The 18,650-nt window shown below is 56.6% G+C and carries 20 protein-coding genes; 9 read left to right on the forward strand and 11 right to left on the reverse strand.

Annotation, left to right across the window (positions count from 1 at the left end; translation table 11 throughout):
- Positions 1–75 precede the first annotated feature (75 nt).
- Both VVR27_RS02740 and ilvA read left to right on the forward strand, forming a co-directional pair.
- Entirely contained in the window at positions 76–1,353 is a 1,278-nt protein-coding gene (locus VVR27_RS02740; protein ID WP_368546968.1) for an AI-2E family transporter, read from the forward strand.
- Positions 1,354–1,384: 31 nt separating this feature from the next.
- Positions 1,385–2,626, forward strand: a complete 1,242-nt coding sequence (ilvA, locus tag VVR27_RS02745) for a threonine ammonia-lyase (protein WP_368546969.1) — start codon at positions 1,385–1,387, stop codon at positions 2,624–2,626.
- 88 nt (positions 2,627–2,714) lie between these two features.
- Here ilvA and greA read toward each other — a convergent pair whose 3' ends face one another.
- Complete coding sequence (greA, locus tag VVR27_RS02750; protein ID WP_368546970.1) at positions 2,715–3,215, reverse strand: transcription elongation factor GreA; 501 nt, start codon at positions 3,213–3,215, stop codon at positions 2,715–2,717.
- Between the two features lie 154 nt (positions 3,216–3,369).
- Positions 3,370–3,795 carry a DUF4307 domain-containing protein gene (locus tag VVR27_RS02755; RefSeq protein ID WP_368546971.1) on the reverse strand — a complete coding sequence of 142 codons (426 nt, stop codon included), beginning with the start codon at positions 3,793–3,795 and terminating at the stop codon, positions 3,370–3,372.
- A 134-nt stretch (positions 3,796–3,929) separates the two neighbouring features.
- Between VVR27_RS02755 and mca the strand changes: the two genes are divergently transcribed.
- Together mca and VVR27_RS02765 are read left to right on the forward strand one after the other, a co-directional pair.
- The gene (gene mca, locus VVR27_RS02760; RefSeq protein WP_368547155.1) at positions 3,930–4,889 is read left to right on the forward strand and encodes a mycothiol conjugate amidase Mca; all 960 of its coding nucleotides are present in this window, start codon (positions 3,930–3,932) and stop codon (positions 4,887–4,889) included.
- An 87-nt stretch (positions 4,890–4,976) separates the two neighbouring features.
- Positions 4,977–5,318: a hypothetical protein gene (locus VVR27_RS02765; RefSeq protein ID WP_368546972.1), complete on the forward strand. Its 342-nt coding sequence runs from the start codon at positions 4,977–4,979 to the stop codon at positions 5,316–5,318.
- 74 nt (positions 5,319–5,392) lie between these two features.
- Here VVR27_RS02765 and trhA read toward each other — a convergent pair whose 3' ends face one another.
- Positions 5,393–6,142: a PAQR family membrane homeostasis protein TrhA gene (gene trhA / locus VVR27_RS02770; RefSeq protein WP_368546973.1), complete on the reverse strand. Its 750-nt coding sequence runs from the start codon at positions 6,140–6,142 to the stop codon at positions 5,393–5,395.
- A gap of 152 nt (positions 6,143–6,294) precedes the next feature.
- Here trhA and VVR27_RS02775 point away from each other — a divergent pair, with 152 nt between their 5' ends.
- From VVR27_RS02775 to VVR27_RS02785, 3 genes are read left to right on the forward strand one after another with little or no spacing between them, the layout of a single operon-like run.
- Positions 6,295–7,056: an isoprenyl transferase gene (locus VVR27_RS02775; RefSeq protein ID WP_368546974.1), complete on the forward strand. Its 762-nt coding sequence runs from the start codon at positions 6,295–6,297 to the stop codon at positions 7,054–7,056.
- Between the two features lie 6 nt (positions 7,057–7,062).
- Positions 7,063–7,593, forward strand: coding sequence for a prepilin peptidase (locus VVR27_RS02780; protein WP_368546975.1), 531 nt, complete (start codon positions 7,063–7,065; stop codon positions 7,591–7,593).
- 28 nt (positions 7,594–7,621) lie between these two features.
- Positions 7,622–8,104, forward strand: coding sequence for an NUDIX domain-containing protein (locus VVR27_RS02785; protein ID WP_346873427.1), 483 nt, complete (start codon positions 7,622–7,624; stop codon positions 8,102–8,104).
- Between the two features lie 142 nt (positions 8,105–8,246).
- Here VVR27_RS02785 and VVR27_RS02790 read toward each other — a convergent pair whose 3' ends face one another.
- The 3 genes from VVR27_RS02790 to VVR27_RS02800 all read right to left on the reverse strand — a co-directional run bounded on the left by VVR27_RS02790 (position 8,247) and on the right by VVR27_RS02800 (position 11,140).
- Positions 8,247–9,653, reverse strand: a complete 1,407-nt coding sequence (locus VVR27_RS02790; RefSeq protein WP_368546976.1) for a class II fumarate hydratase — start codon at positions 9,651–9,653, stop codon at positions 8,247–8,249.
- Positions 9,654–9,730: 77 nt separating this feature from the next.
- Positions 9,731–10,354, reverse strand: a complete 624-nt coding sequence (locus VVR27_RS02795; RefSeq protein WP_368546977.1) for a carbonic anhydrase — start codon at positions 10,352–10,354, stop codon at positions 9,731–9,733.
- An 84-nt stretch (positions 10,355–10,438) separates the two neighbouring features.
- Positions 10,439–11,140, reverse strand: coding sequence for a DUF4245 domain-containing protein (locus VVR27_RS02800; protein WP_368546978.1), 702 nt, complete (start codon positions 11,138–11,140; stop codon positions 10,439–10,441).
- 194 nt (positions 11,141–11,334) lie between these two features.
- Here VVR27_RS02800 and glpX point away from each other — a divergent pair, with 194 nt between their 5' ends.
- The gene (gene glpX / locus VVR27_RS02805) at positions 11,335–12,330 is read left to right on the forward strand and encodes a class II fructose-bisphosphatase (RefSeq protein ID WP_346924153.1); all 996 of its coding nucleotides are present in this window, start codon (positions 11,335–11,337) and stop codon (positions 12,328–12,330) included.
- 56 nt (positions 12,331–12,386) lie between these two features.
- On the opposite strand, the gene VVR27_RS02810 is transcribed toward glpX, so the two are convergent.
- The 4 genes from VVR27_RS02810 to VVR27_RS02825 form a co-directional block, all read right to left on the reverse strand.
- On the reverse strand, positions 12,387–13,406 hold the full coding sequence (locus VVR27_RS02810; protein WP_368546979.1) for a lipid II:glycine glycyltransferase FemX: 1,020 nt from the start codon (positions 13,404–13,406) through the stop codon (positions 12,387–12,389).
- A gap of 17 nt (positions 13,407–13,423) precedes the next feature.
- Entirely contained in the window at positions 13,424–14,854 is a 1,431-nt protein-coding gene (locus VVR27_RS02815) for an LCP family protein (RefSeq protein ID WP_368546980.1), read from the reverse strand.
- Positions 14,855–15,153: 299 nt separating this feature from the next.
- The gene (gene purE / locus VVR27_RS02820) at positions 15,154–15,783 is read right to left on the reverse strand and encodes a 5-(carboxyamino)imidazole ribonucleotide mutase (RefSeq protein ID WP_251380667.1); all 630 of its coding nucleotides are present in this window, start codon (positions 15,781–15,783) and stop codon (positions 15,154–15,156) included.
- A 22-nt stretch (positions 15,784–15,805) separates the two neighbouring features.
- Positions 15,806–16,984, reverse strand: a complete 1,179-nt coding sequence (locus VVR27_RS02825) for a 5-(carboxyamino)imidazole ribonucleotide synthase (RefSeq protein ID WP_368546981.1) — start codon at positions 16,982–16,984, stop codon at positions 15,806–15,808.
- 215 nt (positions 16,985–17,199) lie between these two features.
- Between VVR27_RS02825 and VVR27_RS02830 the strand changes: the two genes are divergently transcribed.
- Positions 17,200–17,784, forward strand: a complete 585-nt coding sequence (locus VVR27_RS02830) for a GtrA family protein (protein ID WP_368546982.1) — start codon at positions 17,200–17,202, stop codon at positions 17,782–17,784.
- On the opposite strand, the gene VVR27_RS02835 is transcribed toward VVR27_RS02830, so the two are convergent.
- Positions 17,781–18,527 carry a TIGR03089 family protein gene (locus tag VVR27_RS02835; RefSeq protein ID WP_368546983.1) on the reverse strand — a complete coding sequence of 249 codons (747 nt, stop codon included), beginning with the start codon at positions 18,525–18,527 and terminating at the stop codon, positions 17,781–17,783. The genes VVR27_RS02830 and VVR27_RS02835 overlap by 4 nt on opposite strands.
- Positions 18,528–18,650: the final 123 nt, after the last annotated feature.

Below are 18,650 nucleotides of genomic sequence, written 5' to 3' on the forward strand. Positions count from 1 at the left end.
CGCGTACAAATTCCCTTATCGCCGGTATATGAGATAGCTAGAACAAGCACGAGATAATCGTGGGAAGATAAAAATATGAGTGTACAAGTCCCCAACACCAGAAGCAGAGACACCCAAGAGTCCTCTGCCCACTATGTTTCACCCGCGCTTAAAATAGCGGCTGGCTGGTCTTGGCGTCTACTCGTGGTGGGTATCGCCGCAGCTGCGCTCTACTGGATGTTCTCCAAGATTTCGCTGATCGTCATTTCTATCATGATTGCCGCGCTTTTGGCAGGGCTCGTGTCCCCTGTCGTTTACTTCCTGCGGAAAAACAAAATTCATGCAGGTATCGCAACAGCTATCACCGAAATCGGTCTTATTGCTGGCGTCATCGGCCTGCTAACGCTTGTTGGTCAGCAACTTACCGCTGGGTTCTCCTCCCTGTCTGATCAGGTGGCAGAGGGCTGGAATCAGTTGGTCGCGATGCTCAACAACCTTCCCATTGAGCTAGGTGCCGACCGTATTGATGGCTATATTAGCCAGCTTACCGAGGCAATCCAGAACAACACATCCAGCATCATCAGCGGTGTCGCCAGTGTGGGCTCAACCGCCGCTGATATTGGCACCGGCACCGTCATCGTTCTCTTTACCCTCATCTTCTTCCTCATGGAAGGTGAGCGTATCTGGCTTTTCATCGTTAAGCTTTTCCCACGCCGTTCACGCCTTGCCGTCAACGGAGCTGGCCGTCGTGGGTGGAAGTCACTGGTCAGCTACGTGCGCGTACAGGTCTTCGTCGCGGCGGTGGACGCCGTAGGTATTGGTCTCTCAGCCTTCTTCTTGGGCGTGCCGCTGGCCTTCCCCCTGGGCGTCCTGGTTTTCCTGGGTTCCTTTATTCCCGTGGTTGGTGCACTTCTGACCGGTGCTATCGCGGTACTGCTCGCTCTGGTAGCTAACGGACCTGTCAACGCTCTTATCATGCTGATGATGGTGCTGATCGTGCAGCAGATTGAATCTAATATTCTTCAGCCCCTGGTCATGGGTAAGGCTGTCGCTCTGCACCCGCTCGCTGTCGTTATCGTGGTCATTGCTGGCTCAACCCTTTACGGTATTGTTGGCGCCCTCTTTGCTGTGCCTGTGCTTGCAGTCGTCAACACGGTAGTGAGATACCTTGCTGGACGAGAGTGGGAGAGTGACCCCGATATTAGGCAGAGTGAGTTCCTCTACCCGCACGAAATAAAACGCCGCACCAAAAAAGCGATTGCTGAAAAAGTTAAGGAACGCTTAGAACGCAAGAAGGAAATAGAGAAGCAACAGGAAGCTACTGCAGAAGCGGTTGAGACCTCCACCGCCCCCGATTCTTCAGCAGCCCGTTAGCAACCAGCCCACAATACAAAGGTAGACATCAGTGGAAGAACTGCCCGTTCAGCTTGCAGATATCCAAAACGCCGCCGACCTGCTCGAAGGCGTTATTGAGCGCACCCCTGTGGCTCACTCCCGTGCGCTTAGTGAGATTCTGGGGACCGAGGTCTTTCTCAAATGTGAGAACCTGCAACGATCCGGTTCTTTCAAGGTACGTGGGGCCTACGTCCGTATGGCGCAGCTCAGTGACGCTGAGAAAGCGCTGGGTGTCGTAGCAGCGTCAGCGGGCAACCACGCCCAGGGTGTAGCCCTCGCGGCCTCCCGCCTGGGGATTGAAGCCCGAATTTATATGCCGCGCGGTGCAGCCCTGCCTAAAATCGCTGCAACTCGCAGCCATGGCGCTGAGGTAATTTTGCACGGCAACACTGTGGACGATGCTCTCGCAGAAGCCAAGCAGTATGCCCAGCAGACCGGCGCGATTTTTGTGCATCCCTTCGACAACGAGGACATCATCGCTGGTCAAGGAACCCTGGGTCTTGAGATTCTCGACCAGGTCTCTGACGTAGATACTATCCTGGTTGGTGTAGGCGGGGGCGGGCTACTGGCCGGTCTTTCTGTGGCGGTACGTGCCAAGGAGAAGGAACTGGGCAAAAAAATCCGTATTATCGGTGTGCAAGCAGAACACGCTGCTGCCTACCCGCCCTCACTGGCAGCGGATGCCCTAGTACCCCTCAAAAAGGTCTCAACCATCGCTGACGGTATCGCGGTTGGCCGTCCAGGTCAGTTGCCCTTTACCATCATCAAATCCCTGGTGGACGATGTTCATACCGTCTCTGAAGACGATATCGCCCGGGCACTCATCTTCCTTCTTGAACGCAACAAGCTGGTAGTTGAACCTGCGGGTTCTGTACCGGTTGCTGCCCTCATGAGCGGTTCATTGACCGAGAAGTACGGTGATTTGGGCACCACTGTGTGTCTGCTTTCGGGCGGTAACATTGACCCCATGCTGATGCTCAAGGTCATCCAGCGCGGTCTATCAGCGGCAGGTAGATTCATGACCATCAAACTGATGCTAACTGACCGCCCCGGTGAGCTCACCTCAATCTCCCGTATCATCTCTGAACACGACGCCAACGTAACTGGCGTGGACCACACCCGCTTAGGCGGTGCCCTGTCCATGGGCGATGTTTCAATCACCATCGACATGGAAACTAAGGGCGCCGAGCATTGCAAAGAGGTCATCGTTGCCCTAGAGGCTGAGGGCTACCAGCCAATCGTCGTTCAATAATCTGCTTTTCAGCCTGGTATACAACAAGGCCCCGGCGCCTCCCACCTGTGAGGGTGAAGACATCGGGGCCTTAGTTGTTTGCGAGCTTTTAGCCGGTAAAGGGCTTAGCTGAGATGATCTTAACGGGAATCTGCTTACCGTTAGGTGCTTCGTAGGAAAGTTCATCACCAACCGTGTGACCATTGATGGCAGCACCCATGGGTGACTTTTCACTGAAAACCTGCAGTTCGCTGTCACCCACCAGCGAGTCAGCAACTTCGCGAGAGCCGAGCAAGAAGCTTATCGCCTTACCGCCGATTTCAGCCTCAATGACCATGCCGGGCTCAACGATACCGTCATCAGCAACGGGCTGATCTGAGACCTGGGCGTTGTCCAGCAGATGCTTGAGCTGGGCGATACGGCCTTCGTTCTTGCCCTGCTCCTCGCGGGCTGCGTGATAGCCGCCATTTTCTTTAAGATCGCCTTCATCACGGGCAGCTGAGATGCGCTCCACAATTTCCTGGCGGTAGGGGCCAGAAAGGTGGTCGAGCTCAGCCTGCAGACGGTCATATGCCTCCTGGGTGAGCCAGGCGCCTTCGTTTTCAGCCATTTTTCCTCCTTGGGTGCGGCTTTCCAGCTAGGCTGGGAAAGATCCGCTACTAGCGAGAGAGGCACCCGCTAACTGGGTGCCGCCCTGAGATATATGTGACCAATTTTACCCATAGAGGCAGGCGTTGACCTAATGTTCCCCCTGAGCTAAAGAGCTACTTCTGTTCTGGAATCCAACAGGCATCAACGGTCACTGTATGGGCTTCACCAAGCGTGCGTAAAGCTACGGTTTGCACAGAGATTCCGTTGCCGTTTTCATCGGCGTAGGGACCAATAGCAACTTCCTTCCAACCTACCGGCGCGCCTGAAGGGTTGAGAGCCTTGAGCGCGCACACTGCGGTGTCTTCAGGGTTTTTACTGACCTCGAAAGTGACATCAACTTCATTAACACTGGTCAGTGTGAATCCGACGTCCCGAGCCGTAGGCTTATCCTGTGAGGAGGTCTGTACCCAAAGGACAAATGCCACGCCCAAAGCAACGCCCAGTGCTGCCAGGGTATACCAGAAAGCTGGGGACATTTTTTTGCGTTGGGTGCGTTGACCGTAGCGGTCAGAAAGGGTGGGTGCGGTCATTGTGCTCATTCATCCGGGGTAATACTGAGGTTTATGGTGCTCGGCTCTTTCGCTAGAATTGAGCACAGCAAAACAGCGGGTCACCACTCCCACGATACCGTTTCTCATTCACCGATTCACCTCCTAGCGCCGAAAGCATCATGATGAATACACCTCAGTCACAACCTCTCTTTGATCACGCGCACCTTGCTCCGCTTGAGGAGGACTACACCGGTTTGCGCATCTTAGCAGTGCATGCCCACCCCGATGACGAGTCCTCTAAGGGCGCCGCATCCATGGCAGCTTATGTTCAGCGCGGAGCGCGCGTGATGGTTGCATCCATGACAGGTGGTGAACGCGGCGATATTTTGAACGCTGAGGTTGATAGCAACCCGGCAGCTCACCGCGACCTACCGGGAGTCCGGCGGTCCGAGATGAAAAAGGCCGCTGAAATTCTGGGTGTAGAGCACCGTTGGGTAGGGTTTGTCGATTCGGGTCTTCCTGAAGGTGACCCCCTGCCGCCTTTGCCCTTCGGCTCCTTCGCAACGCTACCCCTTGAACAGGCCGCCGCGCCTCTCATTCGGCTGGTGCGGGACTTCAAGCCCCACGTGATTCTCGCTTACGATGAGATCGGCGGCTACCCCCACCCGGATCACATTATGAGCCACCGGGTAGCTATGGAGGCCTACGAGAAAGCTGGAGACGCCACCGCCTACCCCGAAACCGGGGCGCCCTGGGAAGTCTCCAAAATTTATTACGACCTTGCCTTCAGCCCTGATCGTATGACGACTTTTCACAACTATCTGGTGGAGCAGGGGCACGAATCACCGTTTGCTCGCTGGGTAGCTGAGGCAATGGAAGGTGACGGCAAGGGGCACACCCCACCGGTTTCCCGCCACCAAACCACCACCCGCATCCTTGCGGCAGACCACTTTGACCAGCGAGATGCAGCTCTACTGGCCCACCAGTCACAGGTTGCCCCCGACTCCCTCTTCTTTGCTATCAGCCCCCAGGAACAAAGCCAAATCTGGCCCTTTGAAGACTACGTACTTGCTTTCAGCAGAGTCAGCTCCCAACTGCCAGAAACCTGCTTCGCAGCAGGTATTGATTACGCAGCGCGCTAAGAAGGGTAAGCTATCTTCCCCACCACCTATAATGGGGAGACAGGCCTAAGCGCTTTTTACGTTCCACGACCCTAAGGACGCCCCACCGTGTCATCTCTGACCCTTGCAGCCCTCACCGTTGCAGCAGAAGCGACCCCCACCGTCATCACCACGGTTAACCCTGATGGCACCTTCCGCGGGTCTCCCGGGATCATCGGTTTCGGAGTGACCTTCGTGCTGGCTGTGGTCATCGTGATGCTGGGTCTTGACCTCACCCGCCGCGCTCGCCGTCTGCGCTATCGGAGCGAATACGCCATTGCCCGTGAAGCTGAGGAGCTAGCGAAGGCCGAGGCCGCGGCATCCGCTGCCCAAGCCGCTACCCCTGAAGTGCACCCCACTGTCAAAGATGAAGCGGTGGTAGCGCAGGATCATTTGCGCCGCCCGCACTAGCTACCGTGCCCTAATGTCATAAAAGAAACCTGGCAGCCCCACATGGGGTGCCAGGTTTTTCTTATGCTCCTGGACTAGACAGCGAAAATTGCCAGCATGACCGCAATGTAATGCAGAATAAAACCGATTACGGTACAGGCATGGAAAAGTTCGTGGAAACCAAAGATGGAGGGGGACATGCGCGGCCACTTGCTGGCGTAAAAGATTGCGCCAACGATATAGAAAGCACCGCCTGTGGCAATCAGGATCATGGCGGCAGGTGATACTTGCCAGAAATCACCGAGGAAGAAAACCGCTAAGAGACCCATCACTATGTAAATCGGGGTGTAGAGCCAGCGGGGAGCACCCGTCCAGAGTACGCGGAAGAGCACCACCGATAGTGCACACCCCCAGATCGTCCAGAGCAGGACCGCCTGCTTGGTTCCGCTCAGCAGAGTGAGTGCGATGGGGGTATAGGTGCCAGCAATGAGCAGGGCAATATTCGCGTGATCCAGCCGCTTGAGCAGCATTCGCGCTTTAGCTGGCCAGAAGCCACGGTGGTACATGCCCGAGACACCAAAGAGTAGCACGCCGGTGAGGGCGAAAACGGCGCAGGCAAGAGCAAGCGGTCCGCCCCCTGAAAGGGCGATGAGGACGATGCCGGCAACAAAAGCTACGGGTGCGAAGGCCGTATGAATCCAGCCGCGCATTTTAGGTTTACCGTTGAGACGGTAGAACTCCATGATTTCGTGCTGGGTTTCGCTAAGACGCTCCATGACCCCGTGGTAACGGTCATGAGGTGCTACCTGCTGGCCGGAGGACGGTGAGTTGGTGGTCTTTTCCATATATTTAGTATGGCAGGTATAAATTCTGGTGAAAAGTAGATGCTGGGACGTGCAGTGATCTTGAGCTGTAGGCTGATGGGACAGCGCCCGGCACCAGGGCAAAGAGCTAGAATAGGGGAGTGAAAAACCTCTCTGATCGGTCAGGAGCCAGCATGAAACTACCTCAACCCCTCTACACGGTGTATGAGCGGTCGCTGGCGGCCTCCTTGCCCGTTGAAAAGTTGCCCCAGCACATCGGTGTTCTGGTGGACGGTAACCGCCGTTGGGCGGCTTTGTTGGGTCAAAGCACCAAGCACGGGCACCAGGCCGGTGCTGCGCGCATTATCGAATTTTTGGGGTGGTGCACTGAGCTTAGAATTCCGATGGTCACCCTCTACATGCTTTCAACCGAGAACCTCAAACGAAGCAGCGAAGAGCTCATCGATTTGGTGGAGGTTATTGAAGGGTTTATTGGTCAGTTGGCTGAGTCTGGGCTGGCTCGTATCCGAGCGGTGGGTCAGCTGGAGTCGTTGCCAGATAGCCTGAGATCTGCCTTTGAAGGTGCAACTGCCCGGACCAAAAACGTGCAGGACCTGCAGGTGAATGTGGCGGTGGGCTATGGCGGCCGCCAGGAAATCGCCGACGCCGTGCGTGGCCTTCTGCGAGAGGCTGCTACCAGTGGTGCGTCCCTGGCAGAGCTCTCTGAGAGCATCACCATTGACGATATTTCCCGTCATCTTTACACCAGCGGTATGCCGGACCCCGACCTGCTGATTCGTACCTCCGGTGAGCAGCGGCTTTCGGGCTTTATGACCTGGCAGTCCGCCTACTCGGAGTTCTACTTCTGCGAGGCACTCTGGCCGGACTTCCGCCGCGTTGACTTTCTGCGCGCTCTACGTGACTACGCCCAGCGGCAACGCCGCTTCGGCTCCTAGGGCCCGATGCTGACAATCATTGCGGATTTCGCCGCTCGGGGGTTGAGCGGGGACTGGCGTGCGGGCGCCTCAGCTCTTCTGCTGGTGTGGGTGCTGGGTTACTTTCTGGTCACTGCCTGGAAGCTCTGGGTTATCGATGTGAGGGAACACCGCCTGCCTGACCGGCTGGTGCTACCCATGTATGCCGGAGTGGGAGCGCCTCTCTTTGCTGTTGCCTTTCTGGGGTCAAACACCTTTAACGATGCCCGCGAGATAGCTTATAGTGGGGTGCTGATGACGGGCTTCTACTGGGTGATGCGTCTAGCCTCCCGCCGCGCTCTGGGCTTCGGCGACGTTAAGCTCGCCGGTGTGCTGGGCATGCTCTTGGGTTTTTTCTCACCCACTAACCTGCTGTGGGGTAATGTGCTTATCTTCTTATTCGGTGGGCTCTGGGCACTGACTCTAGTCCTGGCCCGCCGCGCTAACACCAAGACTCATATCGCTTTTGGTCCTTTCATGCTGCTGGGCACGGCGCTAGCAGTATTCTTCCCCGCCTGACCCTCTACATCCTACGAAAGCCGCGCTCATGCCCACTCCAGAATTCATTACCTCCCTGCGAGAGAAAATCGGCAGTGAACTGCTCTGGCTCTCCGGCGCCACTGCCGTCATCCAGCGCGATAGCGGGGATATTTTGCTGGTGCGACGCTCCGATAATGGCAATTGGACGCCGGTCACCGGCATCGTAGACCCCGGCGAGAACCCCGCGCTAACCTGCCTGCGGGAGGCGCAAGAAGAAGCCAACGTGGAGATTGAGGTGGTTGCCTTTGCCCAGCTTAAGGCTGACCCTCCTCAGCAGTTCACCAATGGCGACCGCTGTCAGTTTTTAGACCACACCTTCTACTGCCGTTACATTTCGGGCGAAGCGCGCGTCAACGATGAAGAGTCCAGCCAGGTGCGCTGGGTGCCGGTAGAACAGCTCGCTGACTATTGCGGTGAACGCATGTTAGACCGTATTGACGCTGCCCTCAACTATCGGGATGGCGCACGGTTTGGTTTCGAGGCTGTCTAAGAAGATTCGATGGTGCTAGCCCAAGACCCTCGTCGGAGGCCAGCCTAGCCTAGCGGAAAAGAAAGCACGGTGCTCATCTGCTGTGGTTTGGCAGGCGCGCACCGTGCTTTCCCTTGAAGGGCTGGTTGAAGCTGGGGAGAGTTTAGAAGTTGCCCAGCATCTTGGTGACGTCCAGGGCCTCGTCTAGCTGAGCCTCGGTCACTTCGCCGCGCTCCACGTAGCCCAGGGCAATGACCGCCTCGCGCACGGTGGTCTTATTAGCCACCGAGTACTTAGCGATCTTGGCTGATGCCTCGTAACCGATCAGCTTATTCATAGGGGTCACGGTAGAGGGGGAGGCCTCTGCCAGGAAGCGGGCACGCTCCACGTTAGCTTCAAGACCGTTAATCATCTTGTCAGCCATAACGCGTGAGGTGTTGGCCAGCAGACGGATGGATTGCAGGAGGTTAGCTGCCATGACGGGGATGCCCACGTTGAGCTCAAAGGCGCCATTGGTGGAGGAAAGGGCGATGGTGGTGTCGTTACCGATGACCTGGGCCGCTACCATGATGGCGGCTTCACAGATCACGGGGTTAACCTTGCCGGGCATAATCGAGGAGCCGGGCTGCAAATCGGGGATGTGCAGTTCGCCCAGGCCGGTGTTGGGCCCTGAACCCATCCAACGAATATCATTGTTGATTTTCATGAAGGAGTAGGCGATGTTGCGCAACTGGCCGGAGGCTTCAATTAGGCCGTCACGGTTTGCCTGGGCTTCAAAATGGTTGCGCGCCTCGGTCAGGGGCAGACCGGTTTCTTCCGCCAGCAGTTCAATGACGCGCGCGCTAAAGCCGTCAGGGGTGTTAATGCCGGTCCCAACAGCGGTACCGCCCAAAGGGACCTCTGCGATGCGAGGCAGGGAGGCGTGGATTCGCTCAACACCGTAGCGTACCTGTGCTGCGTAGCCGCCAAACTCTTGGCCCAGGGTCACGGGGGTAGCGTCCATCAGGTGGGTGCGGCCGGACTTAACGACGTCCTTGAACTCCACAGCCTTGCGCTCAAGTGACTCAGCAAGGTACTCAAGAGCGGGCACCAGGTCTTTGATTAGCGCTTCGGTCGCTGCCACGTGTACAGAGGTGGGGAAGACGTCGTTAGAGGACTGGGACGCGTTGACGTGGTCGTTGGGGTGCACCTCAGCCTCGGAGCCTTCAAGCTCGCGGTTGGCAAGGGTTGCCAGTACCTCGTTGGTGTTCATATTTGACGAAGTGCCAGAACCGGTCTGGAACACATCGATGGGGAAGTGTGCATCGTACTCGCCGGCGGCCACCAGGTCTGCGGCCTTCTGGATAGCGGTAGAGCGCTCAGCGTCGAGCACGCCCAGTTCTTCGTTAGCCTTTGCAGCGGCTTTCTTGATGAGGGCCAGTGCACGGATGTGGGCAGACTCCAGTGTCTGACCGGAGATGGGGAAGTTTTCCACGGCACGCTGGGTTTGCGCGCGGTAGAGGGCATCTACCGGTACGCGGACTTCGCCCATGGTGTCGTGTTCAATGCGGTATTCAGTGTTTTCAGCCATACCCATGATTTTAGTACGAAGCAGTGACGCCTGTCGCATTGGAGCGCAACATGACGGCGGAAAACCTGGCCGCAGAACTAATCGGTGATGCTGGGGGAGCTGGAGTAGACCAGCTCGGCCTTACCGTCGGCGAGGTGATAGAAGACGCCAATGACAGCCACGGTTCCACCCTCGACCGCCTCACGAATGATGGCTGACTGCTCGGCGATGCGGGCAGCGGTCTGGCGGGTGTGTTCAATGACCATCTCGTTAATGGTGGCATCATCGGGTAGATCGGGGGAGATCACCGATGGCAAGATGCCTTCGACGAGGTTGCGGATGAACCCTGGAGGCATGGTGCCAGAAATCAGTGAATTACGGGTGGCAGTGACTGCGCCGCAGGAGTCGTGCCCCAGCACCATGATGAGGGGGATTTCGAGTTCAGCTGCTGAGTATTCAAGGGAGCCCAGCACCGCATCATCGAGCACCTGACCAGCGGTACGCACCACAAACGCATCTCCCAAGCCCAGATCAAAAATGATTTCGGCGGCTAGACGTGAATCCCCGCAGCCCAGAATAGCGGCAAAAGGGTGTTGCCCGCTGACTAGCTCAGCACGCCGGGCGGCGTCCTGGCGGGGGTGGGAGCTGGTGTTGGCCACGAAGCGTTCGTTGCCTTCTAACAGTCGCTCCCAAGCTTGCTGCGGTGTTGCAATCAGGCTCACAATGTTCTCTTCTCTACGAAGCAGTGTTTCTAGGGTCTAAGCTAGCAAGCTAGGCTTCCAAAAATAGTATGACACACCTAACTTTTATTCAATGCCGCTAGAAGGAGTGGGCGAGGAGGTAGAAGACGGAGCCTTCAGGTAAGCAACCGTTGCTTCTGCCAGAGACTCAAATTCGGGTGCGTCTGCTTCACCCATCATGATGACCGTGGTGCCTTCAAGCTCTCCGATATAGTTGGTGGTGATCTTATTCTTATCATCAGGGTCAACCTGAGAGCGCACTTCCCACTCAGTCCCCGCCATCTGAACCTGCGCTTCGGGCACTGCATTGCCTACCTGTTGCGCAACCCAGGTGGGGTTGGCATCCTGAGCCTGGACCAGCTCGATGAAATGGTTGCTGGGGGTCACCTGACCGCTGGACCAATAATTGATGCCGTCTGCAGCGCCGGTGTTCCAGCGAGCGTAGTTGTAGTGCCAGCCTTCCTGCTCGGCCGCAGCCACATGGTAACCGGCCTCACGGCTTGCTTCGTAGGCAACGACCGGCACATCTACGGTGGGCTGGTAGGGGTTCTTGTTAGGTTGCGGCATTAGCCAGAGCACGGGGATGATGAGTAGCAACATCACCACCATCGAAATAATCATGTTTCTCGCCGGAGCGTTAATACGCCTTGCTTGCTTTTCAGTAATCTGAGGCAGCACCTGCTCACCTCCTTGCGCATCAGAGGACGCGGGGGCGTCGGCAGGCTGCGCTGAGGGCTGGAAATCGGGAGTATTGTTCGATGAAGTCACGCTTTCTAGTATGACCTACCAAAGCATAGAAATCGAAGACAGCTCTTGCCTATGACCTACCTCACCCCCCCCATCGGGTCTTCCGTAAATGTTCCTTAACAAAGCCTGGAAGAGAGTAGGCTAAATAGAGGCACATAGCCACACCGGGACCAGTATGCCAAGGTGCCCCGGAGCAACAACTCAAAGGTGAGAAGATGATCGAACCCTACATGTCAGACCGTAACCTAGCCCTAGAACTAGTGCGTGCTACCGAAGCCGCAGCCATCGCCTCCGGCCCGTTCGTAGGTGCTGGAGACAAAAACATGGCAGACGGAGCCGCGGTAGATGCCATGCGCGCCCGCCTGAAGACGGTTCACTTCAACGGCACCGTGGTCATTGGTGAAGGCGAAAAAGACGAAGCCCCTATGCTCTTCAATGGTGAGCAAGTCGGTGATGGTAGCGGCGCTAAGTTCGACGTTGCGGTAGACCCAATCGACGGTACCCGCCTCACCGCCCTGGGCATGGATAACGCCCTCTCGGTCATCGCGGTTGCTGAAGGCGGCACCATGTTTGACCCCTCAGCCGTCTTTTACATGGAAAAACTGGTCACCGGCCCCGAAGCCGCCGACATGGTGGATCTACGCCTACCGGTCAAACAAAACCTACACCTGGTGGCTAAAGCTAAAGGCACACATATCAATCAGCTCACCGTCTGTGTGCTCGACCGCCCACGTCACGCCAAGCTGGTTGAAGATATTCGTGCCACCGGCGCTCGCACCCGCATGATTCTGGACGGCGACGTGGCTGGTGCCATCGCAGCGTGCCGCGAAGGCACCGGTGTGGATCTCATGATGGGCACCGGCGGCACCCCCGAAGGTATTGTCGCTGCCTGCGCTATCAAGGCAACCGGCGGCGTCATTCAAGGACGTCTGGCTCCGGTAGATGATGCCGAGCGCCAGAAAGCCCTCGATGCTGGTCATGACCTGGACGCCGTGCTGAGTACCGATGACCTGGTAACTACCGATAACTGCTTCTTCGCAGCTACAGGTATCACCGACGGCAAACTGCTCCGCGGTGTGCGCTATGGTCGCGACACCGTCACCACCCAGTCGCTGGTTATGCGCTCGCTCTCAGGCACCGTGCGACTCATCGAAGCTGAGCACAAGCTCTCACGCTACCTCACCAACGTAGTCGGTATCATGCCCCGCTAGTACCGTAAACGCCCCAGCCACGTGGCTGGGGCGTTTTTTGTGGGTCAACCTCAGTTCTACTTGCCGACCTTAGTACGAACGGTGGCCATCGTCTTGCGTGCGGCCGGTAGCACCTTGGTCTGGGCCAGCTTCTTAGCCTGAGCTAGGCCCTCACGAGCGGCCCGAATACCCTGGTAGGCGCGATAACCCTGAGATGATACGGGTAGATCCCAGGTTCCGGGGAAAGCTACTGACTCGCCGCCAAAAGACTTCTTGAACTGCGTGAAACCTGCCCACTCATGGTTAGGGTCATCAGTGGGAGCGATGCCGAAAAGATCCATATACTTCAGGCCCTTCTCCTTAGCGTCCATCATGATGGTGGAGAGCAACGGGTTACCCGCTTTGAGCTTGCGGTGCTCAAAGCTAACTGCAGTATGGGCGTAGACGCGGGTATCGTCTGAGTCGTAGCAGAGGGAAGCGCCGATGGGTTCGCCGTCAACCTTGACGATAAAGAGAGTGGCGGCGTCCTCAGGCATCAAGACCTTAGCCACGTTCATCAGGTAGTCGTCCTGCTGACGGTTAAAGCCAAGGCGCTCTGCGGTCTCGTTGAGGTAGTGCAGAAGAATTTTGACGTCTTCGGGGTTCTGAGACTTCTCAAACGTCACACCCTTTTTATGGATATTGCGGTGTAGGTTTCGGTTGGAGGAAATCATGCCCTTGAGAAGTTCATCCTCGGAGAGGGTTAAGTCAATAATTTGGGTGTGACCGGGCTGAATCTGGCGCGGGGAGAGCTTGAAGCCTCGCGCTGCCAAGAAAGATTCGCCGCTCTGCTGGCCCCAGATGCTGTCGTTAGTTGGCTCCACACGAATGAACCAGCACTTGTGCTCGGCAGCAACTCTCTTCATATCGGCTATGGCCGCATCAAAGGCTGCAGCATTCTCTGCCTCAGGGCCGTAGGGAGAGTAAAGGTAACGCCCTGTTGAGCCACCTTCAACGGTTGCCATGTAGTTCCAGCCTTCGCCCGAACCCCGCACTACCGTGTGCCCATTATGTTCCTGAAGTTTAGCCCAAATATCTGACTGCAGAATGTTACTCATGGCGTTCAGTCTACCGGTTAGGGCACGGAGCAGGTGCCATTGGGTGAGAGCTCACTGGCTAGCTGCGCGCGGAAAGCCACGGGTTCAACCGTCACAGCGTCAGAGATGGTGCTTGTATCGGTGTCAGCTATTTCTGAGGCAGAAGACCCACCCTGCGCCGTGGTGGCCGTGGGGGCGATGCCCTGGGCCGACTCAGAAATCATTTTTTCTACCGCTGCATGGAGCTGATCAAAGTCTGGGTAGGTCGGGAAATCTTCGCTGAAGTAGGGCGGCCCAGCGGCGAACTGAATCAGATCGTAGTCCTTGGACTTCAGCGCCACATCACCCAGCTGGGACAGACCGCTCTGAGGGATATTGGTTTCTACCACCTGCTCACCTGCAGCAGTGATATCGGCGAATTTGGTCAGCACATTAGCAGGGTCAAGCTGCTTGAGCATAGCAGCCTGAACGCACCGCTGGCGTGCCTGACGGTCGTAATCCGAGGCGCCCTCTCGGGAACGGGCATACCAGAGAGCGTGGAAACCATCTAGCTTCTGCACACCTGGCTTAATGTAACCGTCAATGGGGTTGGGCTCACCCGTGAGCTCGTTGGTGCCCCCGCCAATGGGAACGTAACCTCCCACATCAATGGTGATACCACCCAGGGCGTCCACCAGTTGCTCAAAACCGCTCATATCAATCAGTAGGTAGTTCTCAACCGTAATCCCCAAAACCCCTGATACCGCATCCATGGTAGCTTCAGCGCCAGGATCCTCTGCCTCCGGGTACAGGTCTGGGTAGTTAGCGGTGACATCAGGGTAGAGAGCGTTGAGAATACACTCGTCTCCGCAGTTGAAGCCCTCTGGGTAAACAGACCAGAGAGGGGAACCCTGCTCGAAGATTGCGTTCTGCAGGTTGCGCGGCACCGAGATAGTGATGGCCTGCCCTGTTGAAGCGTCAATACTGACTACCGTCATAGAATCCGGGCGGCGGCCCACCCGGTCTTCGCCGGCATCCCCTCCCATGAGCAGAATGTTGTAACGGCCCTCGTTCTCATTCAGCGCGCCGTCAGCGAAGATAGAACCGAGAGCTCCCCTGCCTACCCAGGTGATGTAGGCGCCGTAGCCCAAGCCACCACCGGTGACAAAAATTGCTGTAATCAGGCAAAGGGTTACCAGAGTGCGGTGCTTACCGGCCAGCAGACCTGGGCGGATAGCACGCAGAGTATCAAGGAAGAGATACACCCAGCCTGCGGCTAGAGCCAGCAGGAGCAGGGCGAAGGCGGAGAGAAACCAGGTATTGGTAAACAGCGAAAGCACCATGGTGCGGCGCATCAGCCAGAGCCCCAGCATAAAAATGATGAAAGCCCACACCGTGAGAGTCACGGCCAGTGCCCGCTTTCCTACCACCTTGCGGTCGGTCATCAGTTGAACAGAACCGGGTAAGACCAAAGTGAGCAACAGAAACATCCATGCTCTTTTAGACCGCAACGCAGGTGAAGCTGCTTCTGGGTGATGCAAAGGATCAGTCAGATTGGGTGCGCCCAGATTCTGACCACGACTACGCATCCCGCTAATCGGATGAACGGGTTGAGAATCACGCTGATCTAACACGATGGCCTCCCCTGGGCTGAACAGCACCAATATGCTCTTTGTCTAACAGAGAAAAACTCTGCCTCACCACATTAGCTAAAGAACCTGGGTGTACCACCGGCACAAGGGGGCTAAACCCTGAGAGGAGGCACACTTCACAAATATGACGCTATTCTTTAGGGGGCGTAGGGTGCCTTAGCATCGCTTTCTGATGCATCAGGAGCTGGGCGTGCGGGGGCAGGGCGCTCGCCGGCTTCTTCAGCGGCGTCCTCGATGCGTTCGGTGACTTTAGCGCGCAGGGCTGAGCCCTTGTCCATGGCGGTCTGGCGCAGTGAAGCCGCAAAGTCGATCATGTCTGAGCGCACCTGACGGGCAAAGCTGTCATCGCCGCTGCCCAGGATACGCAGAGCCAGCAGACCGGCATTACGGGCACCGTTGATGGAAACAGTAGCCACGGGCACTCCGGCGGGCATCTGCACAATGGACAGCAGAGAATCCATGCCCTCTAGGCTCTTGAGCTTGACTGGGACGCCGATGACCGGCAGGGGAGTCACTGCAGCCAGCATGCCCGGCAGGTGAGCAGCACCGCCTGCTCCGGCAATGATGACACGGATGCCGCGTTCGTGAGCTTTTTTGCCGTAATCAATCATGTCCTCAGGCATGCGGTGGGCTGAGACCACATCAGCTTCGTAAGGAATCCCGAATTCTTCGAGCACCTGGGCTGCGGCTTCCATGACGGGCCAGTCAGAGTCAGAGCCCATGACAATGCCGACGATGGGGTTAGATGAATCGTAGGGTGAGCTCATGAGCGTCTCCTTGAAGTAGTGGCTAGGCGCCGTGGGTGAGTAGGTGAGCGGCCGTGGTTGCCTGCTGCCGCATAGTGGGCAGGTTGCTACCTACCATATTGATGTGACCGATTTTGCGCCCGTGCTTGGGCTCTTTTCCGTAGAAGTGCAATTTGGCGGCAGGGTAGTTGCCCAGAACCTGGGGGTAAACACCGAAGATGTCTTGATTTTCTCCACCCAAGAAATTTTTCATCAGAGCGTAATCGCCCTTGAGAGAGGTATCTCCCAAAGGAAGGTTGGCAACTGCACGCAGGTGCTGTTCAAACTGGCTGGTGACAGATCCGTCCTGGGTCCAGTGCCCAGAATTGTGGGGGCGCATAGCAAACTCATTGACCATGAAACCAGCAGCAGAGCCGGGCACTTCAAAGAGTTCAGCTGCCATGACACCGGTAACCTCTAGCTCGGTGGCGACCTGAACAGCGGCCGCTGTCGCTGCTTTCACGAGATCTTCAGAGAGGCCCGGGGCAGGAGCAATCACTTCATCGCAGACCGAGTTCACTTGAATAGATTCAGCTACCGGCCATGCACGTACTTCACCGGAATCTCGGCGGGCTACCAGAGCCGAAAGTTCGCGGGTAAAGGGTACCTTTTCTTCAACGAGGAGGGATGAAAAATCGGTGCGTTCGGGCAGCTGGTCAAACCAGGTAGCTGCCTGGTGGCGCGCCTGATCGGCGTCATCCAGCACCAACACGCCTTTGCCGTCATACCCGCCACGCGGTGTTTTAAGGACGACGGGCCAGCCGGTTTCTTCGCCGAAGACCAGTAGTTCGTTGAGGGTCTTTACTTCAGCCCAGGTGGGATTGGGTAGACCCAGGCGGTCTACCGCTTTGCGCATCTCTAGTTTGTCCTGGGCATGCACCAGGGCGCCAGGTCGAGGCTGAACGTTGATGCCATCATCAATGAGCCGTTGCAAGAAATCGGTGGGCACATGTTCGTGATCAAACGTCAGCACATCGACGCCGCGAGCGAACTCGTGCAGGGTATCAAAGTCCCTGTAGTCGCCCACCGGGGCGTAGGGAACAGCGCGAGTGGCGCAAACATCATCAGATTCGGCTAGAACCTGTAGTTCTAGACCGAGTTCGGTTGCAGCGGGTGCCATCATGCGGGCAAGCTGCCCGCCTCCGACGACACCGATTTTGGGGCCAGTTACAGGAAAAGTCACTCTTTTAGGGTACCGGTCACATTACCGCTTGTAAAAGCATGTCCTAGGGGCTAAGACAGGGTGGCCTGTGAGCAAATACGTAACGAACTTTCGAGGGCTCGCACAGGGGCCGCTGTATATTTGACTCAATACAGCCCTAACCTGAACTAATTCGGGGTGCTGGGCCCAAGCTTTTCGGTGCTGGGCCCGCTGGGGGCACCGAAGATAAGGAAACCATGAGCTCTTTTTCTGAGCGGCTAAAACTCATCTGGCAGTCGCACGGCCGTGAAGTCCTACAGTTTTTGTCCGTGGGCGGCGCGGCCTTTGTCATTAACTCGGCCGTGACGTGGACTCTCATGCACTCCATCTTTGAGGACGGGCACGGTAAAGCTAAAGTAGCCGCCGGTATTGTTGCTACCCTCTTTTCCTGGGTAGCTAACCGCCTGTGGACTTTTAAGGAAAAGCGCACCGGAAACAAGTGGCGCGAAGCGGTTGAATTTGCCATCGTGAACGCAATCGGTATCGGTGTTGAGTTAGGTTGCGTGCTCTTTAGTTTCTATGTTCTGCAGTTGACCAGTCCCACGGCGTCCTTCATCTCGGGCACCATTATCGGCACCATTTTGGGTACCATCGTGCGCTACTTCCTCTACAAATTCTGGGTCTTTTCCAAGAGCAAGGGCAAAACTGACCTGACCGAAGAAGAGCGCCGTGCTCAGCTTATTGCCGAGACTACGCAGATCATGACCGGACACATCCCACAGGTTAAGGCTCAGCAAATTAAGCGCCCTGGGAGCAACGGCTCCATCAGAGCTGATCGCTAGCCTAAATCTTTAGGAGCTGCAGCTCTTTCATCGGAGATAATGCGATTCTTGCGCTCATCGGCCCACTCTTCTTGTGGGTCAAGAACTAGCACGCTGTAACCAGCCATGAGCGCTCCCAGTACATCAACGGTGGCATTGAGGCTGAGCTTAGAAGTTTCAAGGAGCAGCGAGTGGGTCTCTGTTGCTGTGAGCTGCGATAGTTGCGCCGCCCGGGCGGCTGCCCGCTGCATGAGCTCACGGTAGGTTAGCCCCGTGAAGGCCGCATCGCTCTCGTGGGGCAAAGAGAAACCGCTGTAAGCATCAGAGTGAGAACGCACCTCAGCACAGTAATCGGTAGTACCTGCCGGAACCTGCCCCATGAATCTCATTGAGAGGGGGCCGCGGTCGACCAGCACAGGGTATTCAGCCGCTGATTGCTCTATCTCATCCGGTGAGAAAGCCGCGTGCACCTGTGAACCTTCGCCCCCACCCTCAAAAGTGAGTCTCGCCCCCACTCTTAGGCCCGCTAAAAGCAATACTAAGCTGCGCCAGTGCACCTGTGGGGTCAGCGTATATTGCTGTGCGGCACCCAGCTCACATTCATCTACCAAGAAATTCGCTGACTTGCTGACCCAGTTATCTAACACGCGCCCTGAGAGCTCGATACGCTCTCCCGGCGCTGAGTACCAAAGCAGGGCTGGGCTTTGACGCCGGGCTAAAGATGAGATGAAGGCAGTAAAAGTGGGAATGGAATCTAAAGTCATATTCTCTACTTTAGTAGAGCGTCGGATGAGGGCCGTAGAGCAGGGCGCCTAGCTGAAAGCTATGGTTTGCATATACCATAGTGAAACGCAAATCTGAGTGAGAAGCCCGGTCAGAAACACATA

Origin of the sequence: Rothia sp. LK2492, assembly GCF_040946345.1 — a bacterium.
Classification (GTDB): Bacteria; Actinomycetota; Actinomycetes; order Actinomycetales; family Micrococcaceae; genus Rothia; species Rothia endophytica.